19 protein-coding genes and 1 pseudogene are annotated in these 17348 nt (G+C 48.5%); 4 read left to right on the top strand and 16 right to left on the bottom strand.

The genetic code is table 11. The annotated features are described in order from the left end of the window. The first annotated feature begins 140 nt into the window (after positions 1 to 140). Positions 141 to 803: a histidine phosphatase family protein gene (locus tag FYJ53_RS09230; protein ID WP_013378827.1), complete on the top strand. Its 663-nt coding sequence runs from the start codon at positions 141 to 143 to the stop codon at positions 801 to 803. Positions 804 to 830: 27 nt separating this feature from the next. On the opposite strand, the gene FYJ53_RS09225 is transcribed toward FYJ53_RS09230, so the two are convergent. The 9 genes from FYJ53_RS09225 to FYJ53_RS09190 form a co-directional block, all read right to left on the bottom strand. Continuing rightward, entirely contained in the window at positions 831 to 1487 is a 657-nt protein-coding gene (locus FYJ53_RS09225) for an HAD family phosphatase (RefSeq protein WP_090410664.1), read from the bottom strand. Positions 1488 to 1746: 259 nt separating this feature from the next. After that, the gene (locus FYJ53_RS09220; protein WP_154557277.1) at positions 1747 to 3111 is read right to left on the bottom strand and encodes an SLC13 family permease; all 1365 of its coding nucleotides are present in this window, start codon (positions 3109 to 3111) and stop codon (positions 1747 to 1749) included. Beyond that, on the bottom strand, positions 3020 to 3640 hold the full coding sequence (locus tag FYJ53_RS09215; protein ID WP_148427808.1) for a hypothetical protein: 621 nt from the start codon (positions 3638 to 3640) through the stop codon (positions 3020 to 3022). Before FYJ53_RS09215 ends, FYJ53_RS09220 begins: the two co-directional genes overlap by 92 nt. A 51-nt stretch (positions 3641 to 3691) precedes the next feature. Beyond that, positions 3692 to 4165 carry a nucleoside recognition domain-containing protein gene (locus FYJ53_RS09210; RefSeq protein ID WP_090410661.1) on the bottom strand — a complete coding sequence of 158 codons (474 nt, stop codon included), beginning with the start codon at positions 4163 to 4165 and terminating at the stop codon, positions 3692 to 3694. 2 nt (positions 4166 to 4167) lie between these two features. After that, positions 4168 to 4857 carry a hypothetical protein gene (locus FYJ53_RS09205; protein WP_090410660.1) on the bottom strand — a complete coding sequence of 230 codons (690 nt, stop codon included), beginning with the start codon at positions 4855 to 4857 and terminating at the stop codon, positions 4168 to 4170. An 11-nt stretch (positions 4858 to 4868) separates the two neighbouring features. After that, entirely contained in the window at positions 4869 to 4997 is a 129-nt protein-coding gene (locus FYJ53_RS21660) for a hypothetical protein (RefSeq protein ID WP_256168558.1), read from the bottom strand. 14 nt (positions 4998 to 5011) lie between these two features. Next, positions 5012 to 6172 (bottom strand): uroporphyrinogen decarboxylase family protein, encoded by a 1161-nt coding sequence (locus FYJ53_RS09200; RefSeq protein WP_148427810.1) that lies wholly within the window; start codon positions 6170 to 6172, stop codon positions 5012 to 5014. Between the two features lie 12 nt (positions 6173 to 6184). Beyond that, a complete protein-coding gene (locus tag FYJ53_RS09195) occupies positions 6185 to 6340 on the bottom strand; it encodes a hypothetical protein (RefSeq protein WP_154557276.1) in 156 nt (51 codons plus the stop codon). A gap of 10 nt (positions 6341 to 6350) precedes the next feature. Further along, positions 6351 to 7499 (bottom strand): uroporphyrinogen decarboxylase, encoded by a 1149-nt coding sequence (locus tag FYJ53_RS09190; RefSeq protein ID WP_090410658.1) that lies wholly within the window; start codon positions 7497 to 7499, stop codon positions 6351 to 6353. 271 nt (positions 7500 to 7770) lie between these two features. On the opposite strand from FYJ53_RS09190, the gene FYJ53_RS09185 reads away from it, so the two are divergent. Continuing rightward, positions 7771 to 8415 (top strand): TetR/AcrR family transcriptional regulator, encoded by a 645-nt coding sequence (locus FYJ53_RS09185; RefSeq protein ID WP_177190674.1) that lies wholly within the window; start codon positions 7771 to 7773, stop codon positions 8413 to 8415. A 95-nt stretch (positions 8416 to 8510) separates the two neighbouring features. Here the strand turns inward: FYJ53_RS09185 and glmS are convergent, their stop codons facing one another. Then, complete coding sequence (gene glmS / locus FYJ53_RS09180) at positions 8511 to 10337, bottom strand: glutamine--fructose-6-phosphate transaminase (isomerizing) (protein WP_154557275.1); 1827 nt, start codon at positions 10335 to 10337, stop codon at positions 8511 to 8513. Between the two features lie 368 nt (positions 10338 to 10705). After that, positions 10706 to 11245 (bottom strand): DUF2284 domain-containing protein, encoded by a 540-nt coding sequence (locus FYJ53_RS09175; RefSeq protein ID WP_148427813.1) that lies wholly within the window; start codon positions 11243 to 11245, stop codon positions 10706 to 10708. Between the two features lie 232 nt (positions 11246 to 11477). On the opposite strand from FYJ53_RS09175, the gene FYJ53_RS09170 reads away from it, so the two are divergent. Continuing rightward, positions 11478 to 12887, top strand: a complete 1410-nt coding sequence (locus FYJ53_RS09170) for an MATE family efflux transporter (RefSeq protein ID WP_090410655.1) — start codon at positions 11478 to 11480, stop codon at positions 12885 to 12887. A gap of 102 nt (positions 12888 to 12989) precedes the next feature. Here FYJ53_RS09170 and FYJ53_RS21825 read toward each other — a convergent pair whose 3' ends face one another. Together FYJ53_RS21825 and FYJ53_RS09160 are read right to left on the bottom strand one after the other, a co-directional pair. Further along, positions 12990 to 13286: an IS3 family transposase gene (locus FYJ53_RS21825; RefSeq protein ID WP_368260539.1), complete on the bottom strand. Its 297-nt coding sequence runs from the start codon at positions 13284 to 13286 to the stop codon at positions 12990 to 12992. After that, positions 13249 to 13413: a hypothetical protein gene (locus FYJ53_RS09160; RefSeq protein ID WP_154557274.1), complete on the bottom strand. Its 165-nt coding sequence runs from the start codon at positions 13411 to 13413 to the stop codon at positions 13249 to 13251. The genes FYJ53_RS21825 and FYJ53_RS09160 overlap by 38 nt, the downstream gene beginning before the upstream one ends. 243 nt (positions 13414 to 13656) lie before the next feature. Between FYJ53_RS09160 and FYJ53_RS21455 the strand changes: the two are divergent. Next, positions 13657 to 15252: pseudogene (locus tag FYJ53_RS21455) on the top strand (carboxylesterase/lipase family protein). Between the two features lie 69 nt (positions 15253 to 15321). On the opposite strand, the gene FYJ53_RS09145 reads toward FYJ53_RS21455, so the two are convergent. From FYJ53_RS09145 to FYJ53_RS09135, 3 genes are read right to left on the bottom strand one after another with little or no spacing between them, the layout of a single operon-like run. Continuing rightward, positions 15322 to 16128: a hypothetical protein gene (locus tag FYJ53_RS09145; protein WP_090410652.1), complete on the bottom strand. Its 807-nt coding sequence runs from the start codon at positions 16126 to 16128 to the stop codon at positions 15322 to 15324. Further along, positions 16122 to 16820: an ABC transporter ATP-binding protein gene (locus FYJ53_RS09140; protein ID WP_013378809.1), complete on the bottom strand. Its 699-nt coding sequence runs from the start codon at positions 16818 to 16820 to the stop codon at positions 16122 to 16124. Before FYJ53_RS09140 ends, FYJ53_RS09145 begins: the two co-directional genes overlap by 7 nt. Next, the gene (locus FYJ53_RS09135) at positions 16820 to 17188 is read right to left on the bottom strand and encodes a GntR family transcriptional regulator (RefSeq protein ID WP_148427818.1); all 369 of its coding nucleotides are present in this window, start codon (positions 17186 to 17188) and stop codon (positions 16820 to 16822) included. The genes FYJ53_RS09140 and FYJ53_RS09135 overlap by 1 nt, the downstream gene beginning before the upstream one ends. Between the last annotated feature and the right edge of the window lie 160 nt (positions 17189 to 17348).

Raw genomic sequence — 17348 nt, 5'->3', positions numbered from 1 at the left:
TGTCCAGAAAAAGGCCGTTTTGATACAAAAATAATACACTTAAGTTACATTTGTGCTTTTTTCTCACACCGCCCAAGCTGACCTTTTTTCACAGATATGTTATAATAAACAGTGACAAAACAACAACGAGGTGAACAAAATTGACAACCCTTTATCTGATTCGTCACGGTACCACCGACGCCAACGCCAATGGTATTTTTCAGGGCGTTCTGGACCTTCCCCTGAACGATCTCGGCCTGAAACAGGCCCGGGCCCTTGGCGAACGTTTTAAAGACATTGACGTTGATGTCTTGTACTGCACACCCCTGCAGCGCACCCGCCAGACCGCCGAGGGCCTCCGGGGTGATAAAGACCTCCCAATCCTGGTGGAGCCGGGGATCGTGGAGGTGGACGGCGGCCTCATGGAGGCCAAGAAGATTTCTGTCATCGACGAGGCGTTTCCCGGACTCATGGAAACCTTCAAAACCGACCTCCCCAATTTTCAGGCCCCTGGCGGCGAAAGCACCCGCGACGTTTACGACCGGGTTACCAGCGCACTCACACGCATTGTGGCTGAAAACGCCGGCAAGACCATCGCCTGTATTTCCCACGGTTTTGCTATTCAGACCTTTCTATGGTATGCAAAGGGCCTGCCCTTTGAGGAGATGGAACAGCAGATTCTGCGCAACACTGCGGTGTGCAAATTTATCTTTGACTCGGACAATCAGCTTGAGATCGCGTATATCAATGATGACCGCCACCTGAGCGAGGATCTGAAATGCGAGCAGCCGCCAGAATTCAGAGTCACCAACGAAAAAAGCTGAGGACTGGGTGTGTTTCACACCCTGCCTTCAGCTTTCTTTTATAAGCAGCTCAATCCCCTCGTCCAGGGTTTTTAGCTTAGCGTACAGCCGCTCCTCTGTGACGGCGTCCGCCGGCACCTTATCCGGCACCATCACAGGCTTCATACCTGCCCGCCAGGCCGATTCGATACCTGCCAGAGAGTCCTCAAAGACCATGCAGCATTCCGGCGCTGTCCCCAGCTTCTGAGCTGCCTTCAGGTAAATATCCGGCGCAGGTTTTCCGTTTATGATCTCGTCGCCGCCCACGATCTGGTCGGTAAAATAGTGGCCGATCTCAGCGCGCTCCAGGTACATCTTAATCATCGGGCGCTGTGTGGATGAGGCGATGGTAAACCGATATCCCCGCTCCTTTAAAAAATCCAGCAGCGTGATCAGCCCCGGTTTCAGCGGCACGCCGTTTTCCCGCACATAGTCCTCCATATAATCGAGATGGAGCTTCATAGCCGCGCCACAGTCAAAACTGTCCCCGAAATGCTCTTTCCAGTAGGCATTCACCGCCACCGGATTCATGCCGAACAACTCAAAAATCATGGCTTCTGTAATGGGGTAACCCAGAATTTCGCCTGCCTTTACCCAGCTGGGAATGGATATGGTCTCGGTATCAAACATGAGGCCGTCCATATCAAAAATGATTGCTTCTGTCATGCGTTTTCCCTTCCATTGTAAAATATCCTTCCAAACTCCACCATTATAACGTGAACCCGCCGCCAGTTCAATTGCCTGAACGCTTTTCCGGCCTTTAAACCGTTTCAGGTTTTCACCCCCATGACCCGCCTGCTTCCTGTTTTTGTCCCCGCCCACAGTGCCGACGGGTGTTCAGGCCATTATTCTGGCGTTAGGTAAATTCACGATCTCGCCGAAGGCAGACCAGAAAAGAGGTACGGTCTGAAACAGACCGCACCTCCTAAAATGGCCAGAATACTGGAATAATAACCATACAGACACCCCAGCTCAGCACATTCAGCCAAATGCCAACGCGCAGATAATCCTTAAACTCATAGCCGCCATAGCTCATGACATAAGCATTGATGGGGGTGCCGATGGGTGATGCAAAGGAGCAGCCTGACGCGATGGTGACCGCCATGACTAAACAAGCAGGATTAATGGACAGGCTTTGGCCAATCGCGATGGCAATGGGTACAAACAGCGCACAGCAGGCGGTGTTGGACATCACCTCTGTCAAAATTGAGATCAATGCAAACAGAAGGCCTAAGAACAGAATCGGCGAATGATTCTGACCCATAAGATTAATGAAAAACTGTGCGATTAAGTCTGCTGTCCCCGTGCTGATCATGGCCTTTGCCATAGGAAACATACCGGCCACCAGAATAAGCGTTGGCCACTCCACAAGCGTAAAGGCCTCCTTGTCGGTAATCACCTTTAACGCCAAAAGAGCCAGAATCCCGCACAGAGCTGTTATCTGAAGCGGAATATCCGTGACACTTTCAAGCAGAAACCCCAGAATGACCAGGCCGAAAATCAAAACGGACAAACGCTGCTTTGCCATGGACGATTCCGGCGGCTCCGCCGCGTCTCTTACCGGTCGGTCAATTTCAACCGGTCGGTCGGGTAACAGCCGATACCCCCAAAAATACATAAACAAAATGATCGCCAGCGAAACGGGAATTCCGGCTTTGGCATACTCAAAAAAGCCAATGGTTCCCAGACCATTTTCCTCAAGCAGGGTTCTCGCCATAAGATTGGCAGGCTTGCCAATCAGGGTAATCATCCCTCCGGCCGAGCAGGCAATCGCAATGGGCAGCAGGAGTCTGGGCAGCCGGTATTCTTTATTGGCCTGACAGACGCCAATGGCGATGGGTACCAGAATGCTGATGGTCGCGATGGCCGACATAAATGCTGAGGCGGCGCAGGCCAGCAGCATAAAAACAAGCATAACATTTCTTTCCTTTACGATGTGCCTTGTAATCCGCTCTCCCGCCGACCGCGCTGCCCCGGTTTTAAGAACGGCGCCGCCCAGAATGAACATGGCGCCGGCAAGAATAACACTGGAATCGGTCAAACCCAAAAAGATGTCCCCCATGCTGATGACTCTGCTGAAAAACAAAAGCACATTGATCAGAATAACCGTGGCTGTTAAGCTGATCCACTTTGTGAAAAACAGCAGAACGGCCAGTACCAGAACACTCAGGAGCAAATACTGCTGCGGCGTCATTTTTCTACATTCCCTCAGCCATGAGTGCCTGCGCACACTCGGCGTATTCCGGTGCATCGTTTCTTTTGCTGAGCAGCAGGAAATAATGTTTGGCACCGATGCTGTCCTGTTTGCAGTAGCGGCAGAGCGCTTTTAAATACAGTCCCTCAATGCTGTTCCTCTTTTCCTTCAGCATTTGGTCTGCCAGGTATTCTGCTGCCATAAAATCTTTATTGCTCAGCCGTTCCTTTGCTTTTAAAACATAGTAGACCTGTGGCATGTCTGATATAAAAACGCGCTTACTGTCGATCAGACGGTTAAGGTTTTTGAGTACCTGCTTATCCCTTGAAAAAGAATAGGCTTTTATCATCCTTTTGTAATATTTCATATAACGGCTGTCATAAAGGTACCACAGACAAAGGCCAAAGGCGACACAGCACGCTGCCAGATACACCCGGTCGTTCTTGAAGAAAAAGGACGAAATAAACGCTGCGATGATCAGACTTACCTGTAAATGCGCTCTTTTTCCCAGCAGGCAGGCTGGCTGGTTCTTAAAAACAAAGTAGCGGTCATTTTTGGGCGTCAGCCCTTTATCCAATTCTGGTATCTGAATGACTGAAAGATACTTTTCCTTTAAATCTGCCAATGTGAATGCCTCCCCTTTTTTGAAAGGGGGCAATGGCCCCCTTCGCATTCTCTAAAACATTGCGACTACAAAGCGCATGATGATTCCCACGATGATCATACATAAAAAACCAATAATATAGGTTGGAAAATAATATTTTCCCGGCATTTTAATCATCGATAAAATTCTTCCAGTATATTGGAGCTGTCCGCCAAACAAGTAGATCATCGGGATCAGCTGTGCCACCGCCTTGCCTGTAATAACACCTGATTCGGCCAGCGAGCACATGGTCGCAATACCACCGGGGCAGGACAGCCAACCTGTTACCAGGCAGACGCCCGCTTCTCCCGGTAATCCGAAAATTCCCATGAGCGGACTGAAAACATTGGACAAAATGTCCATGCAGCCCGTTAAATTTAAAATCTGGATAAGCGTAAAAGCCATGATGAAGTTTGGCGTAAGATTGAACAGCGCCATCCATATCCCTTTCTTTGCGCCCTCTGTAAAATCGGTTAAAACATTGCCTGTGGGGTCCTTAAAATTCATCGTTATGCCTCCTTCGCTTCTTTTTTCCGGCTTGTCAGCAGAATGTAGAGCCGCATCATATTACCTGCTAAAAACTTCCCAAGCACCCCAACCAGGAGCACCAGCCAGAGTCCAATACCATATTCATTCAGATAAGGCACATAGGTACCGGCAAGGGTAAGGGCACTGCCAATATATCCTGAGGCCACAAAATTAAAACATCCAAAGATCGAGAGCTCCCGCTCGTTAATTAAATCGTTCTCAACCAGATCCAGGGTCAATGCTGTCCCGGCATCAGTGGACGCCGTCAGCCCCGCGACCAGTGCCAGTGAGCACCACCCCGGAATGCCAAGCAAAGGTCTTAAAAGTGGGTTAAGCAGGCGCTGTCCTGCCTTTAGCCCATCCATCCCCTCAATGACATTGATCAGCGCGAGGGCCAGACTGATGGACGGCCAGACGGTCAGAGCGTACATAAAGCCATCGCGCGCGCCGCTGCCGCCGCTTCCCTGAATGTTTTTTACGCCTTCGCCAAGAGCGCCAAATTTACCCGTCAGGTTTGAATAATCCCAGAATTTTAAAAACGTTGGATTACCTGTCAGTATGCCTGAAAACATGATAATGCCAAGAATCAACGCGATGTATCCGATCGGACGAACCTTGGGCTTTTGCAGTTCATCGATTAAAGCCGATTTGTTATGATCGATTGCTTCCATTTCTCTCTCCTTTAAACTCTCAATAACGCGATAACATTTGCCTCAACTTGCTTTCTTAGCTGTTCTTCTGTGAGCTCTTTGTCGTCTGCCTTTTCTTTGACATAGTCTTCAATCAATTCCAGCACTGTTTTTTCCTCCATGTCAACTCCTCCTTTTAGTATCGACCGTATTCATGCGCAAAAGCGTTGACCGCCTTTAAGTTATCAACATTCAGATCCTTTGGTCCAAGGGGCGGCTTGTCAACCGTGAAGATAAAACCGCCGCCGGGCGCACAGGCGTCATAAACCCGTTTCACCTGGTCAATGCAGGCCTTCTCAGTTTCATGCTTCAGCATTGCCAGCGGCATACCGCCTGCCACAGTAATCTGGTCACCAAAACGCTTTTTAAAGTCGATGATGTCATCACTCTCCAAGATAGCAATCAAAGCCCCTTTTGGTATTTCTTCAAACAGATCAAAGTGCTGTTTCCAGGTACCTTCAAGAAAAGCCATATACTTTGTTCCATTTTCGTGCGCTGCCAGAATACAGCGCTTCATGTAAGGCCAGTAAACTTTTTTAAACTGTTCCTTTGATAAAAATGTCGGTATGTGACAGGTGCTTAAAAGCCATGGAAACGGCTCCTCCTGACTGCTCGGAATGCTTTTTTCATAGTATGGCGTTAAAGCCTCAACCGCTTTCCCCACCTTATCGCTAAAGCGCCGTATATCCTTAAGCGTCCCCTTAAAGCCGCGGATAAAATCAAAAAAGTTATCGCAGGGGTTTGGCGCGGAACGGCTGGACAGAATGGGCATGGCCATCTCTTCCAGAACATACCTGCGGTTCTCAGCGCTGTTCTGCTTGAAGGCCGCAATAGTGTCGAGCAGTTTTTTCAATGCCTCATAATTTTCTGGATAGGGCTTTTCAAAAGCCTTTATTTTACGCGCCGCGATTTTGTTAGCAATAAAAGCAATGGGATCCTCACAAAACTCATCGTATTCAGCATCGGTCATGGATGAAGTCTCACGGTGCTGAATGGTCACGCCGTCTTCCGAGACAAAGTAGGTTGGGCTTTCCACATCAAGGTATGCCTTGAAAGGATGGTTCAGTCCAAAAATTGACAGGCCGTCAAAGTAGAAGGCTTCACTGGCTCTCCGGTAGCACTGTCTCTCAAGCTCTGGGTCCTCAAACGCATCCCACGCAGTTTTTCCGCAGTAGGCAATGGCGTAGGAATTGATCTGTGACATAATTGGCACAATATCCGGCTCCTCAAGGTTGCTCGTTGTGACAAAACGATTGATTCTTTTCTCTAAAAGCTGTTTTTTATCGGCATTTTCCATTTATCTCTCTCCTTAAAACAAATAAGACATAATCAGCCGGAAAATTTGTTCCTGATACTGCTCGAAGCGATCCTTCGCGGCCGTCTGGTTGTGCTCGTCAAGGTCTGGATGCATCTCAACAAATTCATCCCAGGTGATATAATATTTTGATTCTCTCTGCCACTTCATTCTCAACACCTCAGTACTTTCCATATTCTCTTACAAAATCCAGCACTGCCACAATGTTCTCGCCGCCGCCATCGTAGGTTGCCATGACCTTGTCCACATCAAAGGCATAGTTCCCGCCCGGCGCCAGAATATCCATCAGCTCCCTGGCCTTATCCAGACAGACTGACTTCTTCTCTGTCGCAAAAAACGCTGAGGGATACAGACCTGATATAATGTGCTTATGGCCAATTTTGTCCTTGATCTGCTGCGGTTCCCCATATTCAAAGCGAATCCGGAGTCCCTTAGGGAGATCAGCCAGATAGTCGAGATACCGTGTCCAGTCCTGCTCACAGAAAATTGAGATTCCCTGTCCGGATGCCATAATCTGCTCGATCATGGTCTTAAATGTGGGCCAGTAATATTTTTCAAAGTCCTTTGTCTTCATATAAGGCGCCATATGAAGCGGAATATAACACTCACTCATAACAGTTGGTCTGCTTGTAATCCCCAGCTGAACCATTAGTGGCAGCACTGCCTCGCAGGCCTCCTGAACCATCTCACCGCAGCGTCTTATATCCATCAGAGTTCCGGTAAAGCCTCTCAGAATATCCGCGATAAAATCAAATGGTGCAAAAACGGCTGACTTTGCATCCGGATTAAAATATCCAAATTTTTGACTGATCTTTTTGCTGATCGCGCCTGCTGCCTGATCGTCATCTTCTTTGGCCTTCATGCTGACCGCAAAATTCAGACTTTGCAAAATATTACTGCCATCAAAGGCCTTGTAAAGCCTCGGCAAAATTTTTTCGATGAGAAAATCATAAGGGCTGGCAACCAGCTCTGGGTATTCCTCCGGCTGCATCGGCGCAATTTCCGGATGCTGTAAAAACCCACTGGACGCAATTTTGAAATAAGTTGAATCTGTAAAGGTATAAAAAGCCGGAAAACGTCTGGATCCAAATGGATTCTTGTCGGCAAAAAAATCTTCGCAGATTTTATTGGCAGCAGCCTCCATCCTTTCGGGGTGCCATTGAGTATCAATCAGATCCATTCCCGCGTACTGGATGCCAAATTCATTGTTCACCTTAATTGTAATCGGAACGCGCTTTGGTTTTTTCAAGGTATATAAATCCTGAAACAGCTCGGTGCGCTCTTGTTTCATCTCTTCAGCACTAATCATTAATGCAATCCCCTCTTTTTTGTATTTTGTTTTCGAAAACTAATTATTTTATATCACGCTGTTTTTCTTTTGTCAAGCTCAGTTTTGTTTTTCTTAATAAAAAACCAATTATTTTTTATTTTTTTGTTTATGTTATCGATTTATAGTTGTATTTTTTATGTAAAATACTATAAAAACCATTTTTTACACATTTTATGATCCTTTGTGCACAAACGATGATTTTGTTGCTATTTTTGTTTAAAAATGCTATAATACAAGAATGGAGGTTGCTATGGAAGAGAAAAACAGTCGGGAAAAGATATACGCTACGGCTAAAGAAGTTTTTTATGCAGAAGGCTATATCAAGGGGACTATCAAAAAAATTGCAGAGAGAGCTCAGGTGCCACAGGGGCTTGTCACTTATTATTTTAAGACTAAGGATCAGCTGGTCTCAATGATCTTAAAGGATTTTTACCGAAGCATCCAAAACAGGGTTGACAGCTATTCTGAGTTGAACATTACAAACAGCCTGTACCGACAGATTGTCGTGTCGCATATTTATTATGAAATTTTATTGAGCAATGAAAACAACTGTGTTTTTTTTAAAGAACTGCGGCAAAAAAAGCATTCAAATTATGAAATGCTCAGAGAAGTCACTGACGTTGTCTACTGGAATTACATTGAAGATTTTAATTTATCTATTTCTAAGCAGGAGTTTGATATTTTTATGGTGATGCAGTCTGCTGCGCGAAGGGATTTTTTTATCAACTATTTTGAAGATCGATGGAAACTCAGCATTCCGGACATTGTCAACATCATCGAGGCCATTGTTCCACGTCTTTTCAGGATAGACCAGAATGTTGTTGACAGCTGTCTGTTCCAGGGGCAGAACATCGTGCGTGAAATCAATACCGAGGGCATCTGCTTTCTGGTGTAAAGCAGGACTATTTGCGGAAGTGCTGATCATTTAATCAAAAAGAGGTACGGTCTGAAACAGACCGTACCTCTTTATTTATTTTCGCAATTTCTTTTTTATTCAACCGTGACGGATTTTGCCAGGTTCTTTGGCTTGTCGACGTCGCAGCCTCTGGCGACGGACAGGTAATAGGCCAGGAGCTGGAGATAAACAACCGTTGGGATCGGGGTGATCTCATCATCCATCTGTGGGATGAAGAAAACCTGATCCACTTCGGGGATGATCTCTTCATGACCTTCTTTGGCAATGGCCATAACGTTGGCGCCGCGGGCCTTTACCTCTTTGATAGCATTGAGCATTTTATCAAAGACGTTCTCCTGAGTGCAGACCGCAATGACGACAGTTCCCACATCAACCAGAGCGATGGGACCGTGCTTCAGCTCGCCGGCCGCATAAGCGTCGGAATGAATATAGGAAATTTCCTTGGCTTTCAGGGAGCCCTCCAGACAGGTGTAGTAGTCCAGTCCACGCCCGATAAAATACATATCATCAACCTTAAAATGTTCGTAGGCGTATTCCCTGATCTTGTCATGGTCTCCCAAAGCTTTTTCAATAAGGGCTGAGGTATCCTTCAGGCCATTGGTAACACGCTTCATGGTGCCTTCGTCTACCTGGCCGTTTAACAGACCGAAATGCAGGGCCAGCAAAATCATACAGCCCACCTGAGTCACGTAAGCCTTAGTGGAGGCCACAGCGATTTCGGGACCGGCGTTGGTGTACAGCACATCGTCTGCCTCGCGGGCGATGGAGCTGCCCACCACATTGGTAATGGCCAGGACGCGGGCGCCTTTTTCTTTGGCCAGACGGATAGCGGCTAAGGTGTCGGCGGTTTCGCCGGACTGGCTGATGACAATGAGCAGGGTGTGCGCATCGACCAGCGGGTCTTTATAACGGTACTCGGAGGCCGGTTCGGTTTCGACGGCTACGCGGGCAAATTTTTCAATCAGGTATTTTCCAACCATTCCGGCGTGGTAGGCGGTTCCGCAGGCTACAATCTGGATACGGTTGATACTCTTCATGGTTTCGGCGTCAAGGTTGACGTCGTCCAGCACGATTTTATCCGGGAAGCAACGTCCGGTCAGGGTATCGGCCATCGCCTTTGGCTGTTCATGGATTTCCTTGAGCATAAAATGGTCGTAACCGCCCTTTTCGGCATCGCCTGGATCCCAATCCACGTTAAAGACCTGCTTGCCGGCTTCACGGCCGGATTCGTCCAGCACGGTGACGCTGTCACGGGTCAGGATGGCGATCTCGTCGTTATCCAGCAGATAGACCTTACGGGTGTATCTTAGGATAGCTGGGATGTCGGAAGCGATGTAGTTTTCGCCTTCGCCCAGGCCCACGATCAGCGGGCTGTCCTTACGAACGGCGATAATACGGTCGGGTTCTTCATTGCAGAGGATGCCCAGCGCGTAAGAGCCTTTGATTTTGTCAATGGCCAGGCGCAGGGTTTCAACCATGTCCCCGGTGTACAGAGAATTAAGCAGATGGGCAATGACCTCAGTATCGGTATCGGACACAAAAAGGTGTCCCTTTTTGATCAGCTCTTCCTTGAGCTCGATGTAGTTTTCAATGATCCCATTGTGGACGACCGCGATGCGGTTATCGATGCTGCAATGGGGATGGGAGTTGATATCAGAAGGTTCGCCGTGGGTGGCCCAGCGGGTATGGCCAATGCCAGCTGTACCCATCAGAGCTTCTTTTTCAAGCTCATCCTCTAAATTTTTCAGACGGCCCTTGCGTTTTTTGACTTTAATCGCATTGTCCTTGTCCAGCACTGCAATGCCGGCTGAGTCATAACCGCGGTACTCTAACTTTGAGAGACCATCAATCAATACTTTCTGGGCCTGATTCAGACCAATATAACCAACGATTCCACACATAATAAATGCACCTCATTCAAGTAGATTTTGGTGTCTGCTCTGTGCAGCGGATCACTCCGCTGTTTTAACAGTCCACCTTCCAGGGCATCCGCCGAATTTTCGATACTCCCTGTCCTCGTCAACTCAAATATTACGGGCTCACGTATGAGTTCTGGCGCTTTTGTTCCATTGATGCAAAGTGGTTTGAGCCATTCCCCTCCTTATAACAGAATTACTTTACATGAACGTACAATGAGGATATTATAACATAATTCCAAGTAAAAACAAGTGTGTCTGCCGCCTTTTCTAACCGCTCACGTTTTCATGACCTGTCACGCGCATTAAAACCGCAAAAAACAGCCTTCACAAGGCTGTCTTTTCTTAAGCTTTTATTCGTTGTATAAAATCAGGCCGATGATGGTCATGGTTTTGGGCCCATTATTGTAGACCAGTCCGGTATCCTTTGTGAGCTGAACCACGTCGATGCCGGAGGCTTCCAGGGAGGGCATGGCCTCGTCGGGGAAACGGCAGGGCTCGTCGGTCAGGATGCCGCATTCCTTACAGATGGTGCAGCAGCCCGCTGAAAAGACGGTTCCCTCCAAATCGGATTGGCGGATGGCGCGGTGCAGCTTCTCCACGGTTTTTTCAAATCCAGCCATGATCTCATTCATTCGGCGGTAATCCTGCCGGTTTTTAAACCGGTATACCTGTGAAAACAACAACCCGTTTGTGTAGCTGTTTACCACCTCACGGTAGTGGTCCAGATCACCGACGGCCGGGGGACACATATAATTCTGGCCATAATGGCCACAGTCGTTTTTGGCGCAGGCGTCCCGGACGTCCTGGGTGATGTGAATCTGTCTGGGGTCGACGGCTACGGTTTCCTCAAAATCGCAGGCCTCTACCATCGCTCGCAATGCTTCGTTCATAATTTTCCTCTTCCTTTATGCTTCATTTCTGAGTTTTCTCTATTATTGTATCATGTTTTTCTTAAACGTATTCACATTTTGCAAACGGCAACAGCCTGTCCTTCATTCATTGACATTAAAGCCGGCAATTATTATAATAATAACAGGCAGTGTGACATCTCAGTTTTTCAGGGATGGGCACTGCTATTCATTTTGTGAAAAATTAATTCATATTCAAAAAGGAGTGATCTTTATGCGTCAAGAGTCCTACCCGGCCGGTGAGAACAAAATGGGCGTCATGCCGGTCAACCGCCTGCTGATCACTATGGCCCTGCCCATGATGATTTCCATGCTGGTTCAGGCGCTCTACAACATTGTGGACAGCATGTTTGTGTCCATGATCAGCGAGAACGCGCTGACTGCCGTATCGCTGGCCTTCCCGGTACAGAACCTGATGATCGCCATCGCCACAGGCACAGGCGTGGGGATCAACGCTCTGCTGTCTAAGAGCCTGGGCGAAAAAAATTTTACAGAGGCCAACCGGGCTGCCAACAACGGAGTTTTCCTGGCTGTCCTCAGCTCTCTGGCTTTCGTTATCTTCGGGCTTTTCTTTACCCGCTTTTTCTTCGAGACCCAGACAAACATTGGGGAAATCGTGGATTACGGCACCCAGTATCTGGCGATCTGCTCTGTGGTTTCCTTTGGCATTTTCGGGCAGATTACCTTTGAACGCCTGCTTCAGGCCACGGGCAAGACGCTGCTCACCATGTGCACCCAGACCACCGGAGCCATCATCAACCTGATTCTGGACCCCATCATGATCTTCGGGCTTTTTGGCTTCCCAAAAATGGGGGTAGCCGGCGCAGCCGCCGCGACGGTAATCGGCCAGGTCGTGGCCATGCTGTTTGCCTGTATTCTGAACCTTAGGAAAAACCATGAGCTCACCCTGAAGCTCCGGGGCTTCAGGCCAAACGGCGGCACCATCCGGCGTATTTATGCGGTGGGCGTGCCCTCCATTATCATGGCGTCCATCACCTCAGTTATGACCTTTGGCATGAACAAAATTCTGCTGGCCTTTACCTCTACGGCCACAGCGGTTTTCGGAGTTTACTTCAAACTCCAGAGCTTTATCTTTATGCCGGTCATGGGCCTGAACAATGGCATGGTGCCCATCATTGCCTACAATTACGGCGCTCAGAAAAAGGACCGGCTCGTCAAAACCATCAAGCTGAGCATGCTGTACGCCGTGGGGCTCATGATCCTTGGCTTTCTTGTATTCCAGCTCTTCCCGGGAGCGCTTCTTTCCATTTTTAACGCCTCGCCGGATATGCTGGCCATCGGCACAGTGGCGCTGCGGATCATCAGCCTGAGTTTTCTGTTCGCGGGCTTCTGTATCATCTCGCTGTCCGTGTTCCAGGCCCTTGGCAACGCGGTGCTGAGCCTGATCGTCTCAGTGGCCCGCCAGCTGGTGGTGCTGCTGCCCGCGGCCTATCTGCTGTCCCTCACCGGCAATCTGGACGCCATCTGGTGGTCCTTCCCCATTGCCGAGATCGCTTCGGTTCTCTTCAGTGCGGCTTTTTTAAGACGCATCTATCATCAGAAGATCCTTCCCATTTCCGACGCAGTCCCTGTTCCGGGGACTCAGACGGAGACTGTGGAGTAAAACCAAGAACCCCCGGTATGGTCTATATAAACCGTACCGGCCAAAGAGAAGTCACCCTATGATGTGTACCCAGATTTCTGGACACATATCGAATAGAAATTATTATGTGGATGCTTGTCTGTAAATCACAGGCGGCATCCATTTTGTTTTAGCCTGAATTCTTTTATTATTATAGTCGTATATATATTCTTTAACTGCTACTGAGAACACTTCAAAAGATTTATATTCTGATTCATGGTCATAATATATTTCTGTTTTCAGTCTTCCAAAGAAAGTTTCCATGATACAATTATCATAACAATTGCCTTTTCTGGACATAGATTGGATAATCCCATGTTTTTTCAAAGTCTTCCGGTAAAATTCATGTTGATACTGCCAACCTTGATCTGAATGAAAAATCAGGTGCCCATTCTTTAGATTGATCAGAATGTTTTAACACCTGCGAACCACACGAGTCTACAATTCGACACCATTGTCTGATTTTATCTCTAAAGAATTTTGTTTTAATATTTTCTGGTGTTTCCATCCAGCTCCCTTCTTTATACAATTCTACACATCTTAATTTAAATTCATAACTGTAACGCATAAGAAAAATCCCCTTCTACTGTTTTGTCCAGTAAAAGGGGGACACATCACCTGCCTGACTTCTCTTTTTTATTCTTAAGAAACCATCTTGTTTATGCGGTCAGACCTGTCTTTTAAGTGGAACGATTGAAGCCTGCGCTCTATGCCGTTATAATAAAAGTACTAAAAACATGGAGGGCTTGCAATGAAAACATGTAAACGGCAATTTTTAGTTCTATTTTTGTTGATTTTGGGCCTGCTTTTAACAGCGGCAGGCTGCTCATCCACGGGTGGACGAGCTGTGGACTCGGACGTTCAATCTGTTTATACGACGACAACTCTTGGCCGCGTGCAAGGACTCGAGCAGGACGGCGTGTCTGTTTACAAAGGCATTCCCTATGCAAAACCGCCGGTGGGCAGTCTGCGCTTCCTGACGCCCGAACCAGCAGAGCCCTGGAGTGACACCCTGGACTGTACTGAGTTTGGCTCATCGGCACTCCAGCCCACTGCAGATGATATTCCCACACCAGATGAGGACTGTCTGAACCTGAACGTATGGACCAGCGCCCAGGAGGGCGAAAAACAGCCGGTTTATGTTTTTATCCACGGCGGCGCCTATTTCCAGGGCTCTGGGGCAAAAAGCATGTATGACTGTACAAATTTTGCCAAAGACGGCGTGGTGGGCGTCACCATCAATTACCGGCTGGGCGCTCTTGGCTTTCTGGGGCTTGAGGCTTCAAAAGCTGAGGACGGCACAACAGGCAACTTTGGCACACTGGACCAGATACAGGCTCTTAAATGGGTGAAGGAAAACATCAGTGCCTTTGGCGGTGATCCCGAAAACATCACCGTCGGCGGTGAATCGGCTGGTTCCTTCAGCGTTTCAGCCCTGATCATGAGCCCCCTGGCCAAAGGGCTTTTTAATCAGGCCATTATGGAGAGCGGCTGTATTCTGGACGCTTCGGCAGTCTCGCCCTACTCAGGAGGCAACGCGTCTGCGTCTGCCGCTGTCTCCGGTGCTTTTGCCCGTAGCTTTGGGGCGGACGACAGTCTGTAGGGGCTTAATCGCCTGCGCCAGATCGACGGCCACGCCCTCACAGCCATGTCCCAATTTAACATGGATATGACTCTGCCCAACGCCCTGAGCTTCTGGCCAGTCAACGATGGCGTGGTGCTGCCCGTCGACCCCCAGAAGGCACTGGCTAATGGGGATTATAACCCGGTTCGCCTGTTAGTCGGAAACAACAGGGATGAGGGTCTGATTTTTATTCCGGATGGTCTGGAGGCCGGAGATTATGCCGCCTACGCCTACCGTATTCTGGGGGCTGAAGCTGCGGAGCAAGCCCTTGCACGCTGGCCGGTCGACGCCGAACACACAGCCTCTGATAGAGCGCGGCAGCTGCTGACGCTGGCCGGTTTCCGCCTGGGTGCCACCACATTTGCCGACACCCTTAGCCAAAACGGGCATCCGGTTTACTATTATGAATTTAACTACAGCACCCCGGATAACCCTGCAGCCTACCACGCCTCCGAGCTACCGCTTGTATTCGGCAATGAGCTTGACAGCCTGAAGCTCGACAAGGCCGGAAAACAAACCGCCGTCGACATGCACACCGCCTGGGTAAACTTCATTAAAACCGGCGATCCCAACCAGGGCACCGCCCTTGCATCCGGCGTCGTCTGGGAGCCGTACACCTCCCAGAGTAAGCGCGTCATGATGATTGACGACCAATGGTCCTCGAACGAGATGTCCCAAACCGATGATCTGGATTTCTTAAGAAAAACCGTGTACGGTAAGTGAGCAAGAACCTAAAAACCCCCGGTACGGTCTGCTTCAGACCGTGCCGGGGGTTTTAAATTTCTCTCTGGATTATTCCAGGTTGAGTTTATTTTTCAGGATATAGTTCGTCACTGCAAAGTAGATCGCTGACAGGATCAGGTTACCCAGGGTTCCAATGTTCAGCATCCAGTTGACTGCGGTCACAGGGTCCATATTGTTAAAAAACGCGTTGAGCATACTGGTATCTGAGGTTAAGGCAAAGCTGACGGTCATCACTGTAAAAATGATCTGCAGAATGATGTTGATGGCAATGTAGGTCACAAAAGCGCCGATGATCTTATGCTTGCCGAAGAGCTGTCCCACTGAGATGGAGGTATACACCTGAAGAACATTGCAGCAAACGCCAACGATCATCAGGATAAACAGCTCGATCAGAATCAGGGCAGCCTGTCCGCCCTCTGGTGAGTTGAAGGCACGCCCCAGTTCCTGGAAGAACTCACCCATATACTGCAGGCTGGCGCCGTCGATGGCCAGGATCATAATGGACAGCATGATAACAATACCGCATACAAAGGTCCACATCAGGGCAATGACCAGCTTGGAGACAATCTGCTGCCAGGTAGGCACAGGGAGCGTAAACATCAGATAGCCCTCGTCGGTCATCAGGTTTTTATAAAAACGCTGAATGATGACAATAAAGGTCATGACCACCAGAGCAATGATGATACAGACATAGAGCGCCATACTGATACCGGTTGTCATGATGAAGCCCGTGGCCTCTGAGTTGATGGACAGGAATATTTTATTAATCAGGGTCATGGCCAGCAGCGCCGCGTAGACGGGCAGCAGCAGACGGGCCGTTCCCTTGATTTCATATTTCATGAGTTTTCCTAACATTTGAACACCTCTCTAAACAGCTCATCCACGGATTTATGCTGTTTTTCTCTGATTTCATCCACGCTGGCATTCATGACGATGCGTCCCTGGTTGATGAACACCACCTCGTCCAGCACCTTTTCAATATCGGCGATCAGATGGGTCGAGATGACCACAGTCGCGTTTTCGTTATAATTGGTAATGATGGTTCCCAGGATGTAATCCCGCGCGGCCGGGTCGACCCCGCCGATGGGCTCATCTAAAAGATACAGCTCTGCGTCGCGGCTCATGACCAGGATCAGCTGGACCTTTTCCTTGGTCCCCTTGGACATGGTCTTGATGCGGTCCTTGGTGTCGATGCCCAGGTCGCTGATCATATTGTAGGCCTTCACGCTGTTAAAATCTTCGTAGAAATCGTCAAAGAAGGCGATGAGCTGGGTGACGGTCATCCAGTCGCTTAAATAGGTGCGGTCTGGCAGGTAGGACACAATCTTCTTGGTCTCGACCGAGGGGGCCATGCCAGCCACCAGAAGCTGTCCGGACGTGGGGGTCAGAAGCCCGGTCGCTGTCTTGATAAGTGTGGTCTTGCCGCTGCCGTTAGGACCTAAAAGCCCGATGATACGGCCTCTTGGAAGCTGACAGTTCACTTCGGACAAGGCTTCCTTGGTGCCGAACTTCTTTGTCAGGTCAATGCATTCTAAAATTGGGTTCATTATTTTCCCTCCTTATCATCACGTTCCATCAGTGTGATGATATCTTCTTTCTTAAATCCGAGCTTTTCCATTTTTTCCAGGAAGTTTTCAATTTCCTTGATCGCTAAATTTTCTTTTGTTTCCTGTATCATTTTATTATCCTCCGTTATGAATCTGCCGCTTGTCCGCTGCGCATACACAAGGCCTGTCCGCTCCAGCTCCGAAAGTGCTTTCTGCATAGTGTTCGGATTGACTGAAGCCTCTGCCGCCATTTCTCTGACCGATGGCAATTTATCGCCTGGGGCGAAAAGACCGGAAACGATCCGGAGTTCTATCTGCTCGATGAGCTGTTTGTATACCGGCCGGTCGGAATCAATGATCCATTCCATAATGTCCTCCTTTGTATTACTGTATTGTTGTACTAAGAACTTAATACAATAATACATTCATCCAGACGAATTGTCAATACACTTAAGAAATTCTTCATAAATAAAAAAGAGCCCGCCAAAATCGCAATGATTTCAGCAGACCCTTTTTGGTATCGCTGCC

This window comes from Eubacterium sp. BL-380-WT-2B, from assembly GCF_009696115.1.
In the GTDB taxonomy this organism is placed as follows: Bacteria; Bacillota; Clostridia; order Eubacteriales; family Eubacteriaceae; genus Eubacterium; species Eubacterium callanderi.
Note: the sequence above shows the minus strand (reverse complement) of the source record. Positions and strands in the feature narration are given on the sequence as shown.

Excerpts from the sequence above, each read along its gene's own strand:
- FYJ53_RS09225 (WP_090410664.1), bottom strand. The coding sequence starts at position 1,487 with ATGACAGAAGCAATCATTTTTGATATGGACGGCCTCATGTTTGATACC.
- FYJ53_RS09210 (WP_090410661.1), bottom strand. The coding sequence starts at position 4,165 with ATGAATTTTAAGGACCCCACAGGCAATGTTTTAACCGATTTTACAGAG.
- FYJ53_RS09205 (WP_090410660.1), bottom strand. The coding sequence starts at position 4,857 with ATGGAAGCAATCGATCATAACAAATCGGCTTTAATCGATGAACTGCAA.
- FYJ53_RS21660 (WP_256168558.1), bottom strand. The coding sequence starts at position 4,997 with ATGGAGGAAAAAACAGTGCTGGAATTGATTGAAGACTATGTCAAAGAA.
- FYJ53_RS09200 (WP_148427810.1), bottom strand. The coding sequence starts at position 6,172 with ATGGAAAATGCCGATAAAAAACAGCTTTTAGAGAAAAGAATCAATCGT.
- FYJ53_RS09195 (WP_154557276.1), bottom strand. The coding sequence starts at position 6,340 with ATGAAGTGGCAGAGAGAATCAAAATATTATATCACCTGGGATGAATTT.
- FYJ53_RS09190 (WP_090410658.1), bottom strand. The coding sequence starts at position 7,499 with ATGATTAGTGCTGAAGAGATGAAACAAGAGCGCACCGAGCTGTTTCAG.
- FYJ53_RS09185 (WP_177190674.1), top strand. The coding sequence starts at position 7,771 with ATGGAAGAGAAAAACAGTCGGGAAAAGATATACGCTACGGCTAAAGAA.
- glmS (WP_154557275.1), bottom strand. The coding sequence starts at position 10,337 with ATGTGTGGAATCGTTGGTTATATTGGTCTGAATCAGGCCCAGAAAGTA.
- FYJ53_RS09175 (WP_148427813.1), bottom strand. The coding sequence starts at position 11,245 with ATGAACGAAGCATTGCGAGCGATGGTAGAGGCCTGCGATTTTGAGGAA.
- FYJ53_RS09170 (WP_090410655.1), top strand. The coding sequence starts at position 11,478 with ATGCGTCAAGAGTCCTACCCGGCCGGTGAGAACAAAATGGGCGTCATG.
- FYJ53_RS09160 (WP_154557274.1), bottom strand. The coding sequence starts at position 13,413 with ATGGAAACACCAGAAAATATTAAAACAAAATTCTTTAGAGATAAAATC.
- FYJ53_RS09145 (WP_090410652.1), bottom strand. The coding sequence starts at position 16,128 with ATGTTAGGAAAACTCATGAAATATGAAATCAAGGGAACGGCCCGTCTG.
- FYJ53_RS09140 (WP_013378809.1), bottom strand. The coding sequence starts at position 16,820 with ATGAACCCAATTTTAGAATGCATTGACCTGACAAAGAAGTTCGGCACC.
- FYJ53_RS09135 (WP_148427818.1), bottom strand. The coding sequence starts at position 17,188 with ATGGAATGGATCATTGATTCCGACCGGCCGGTATACAAACAGCTCATC.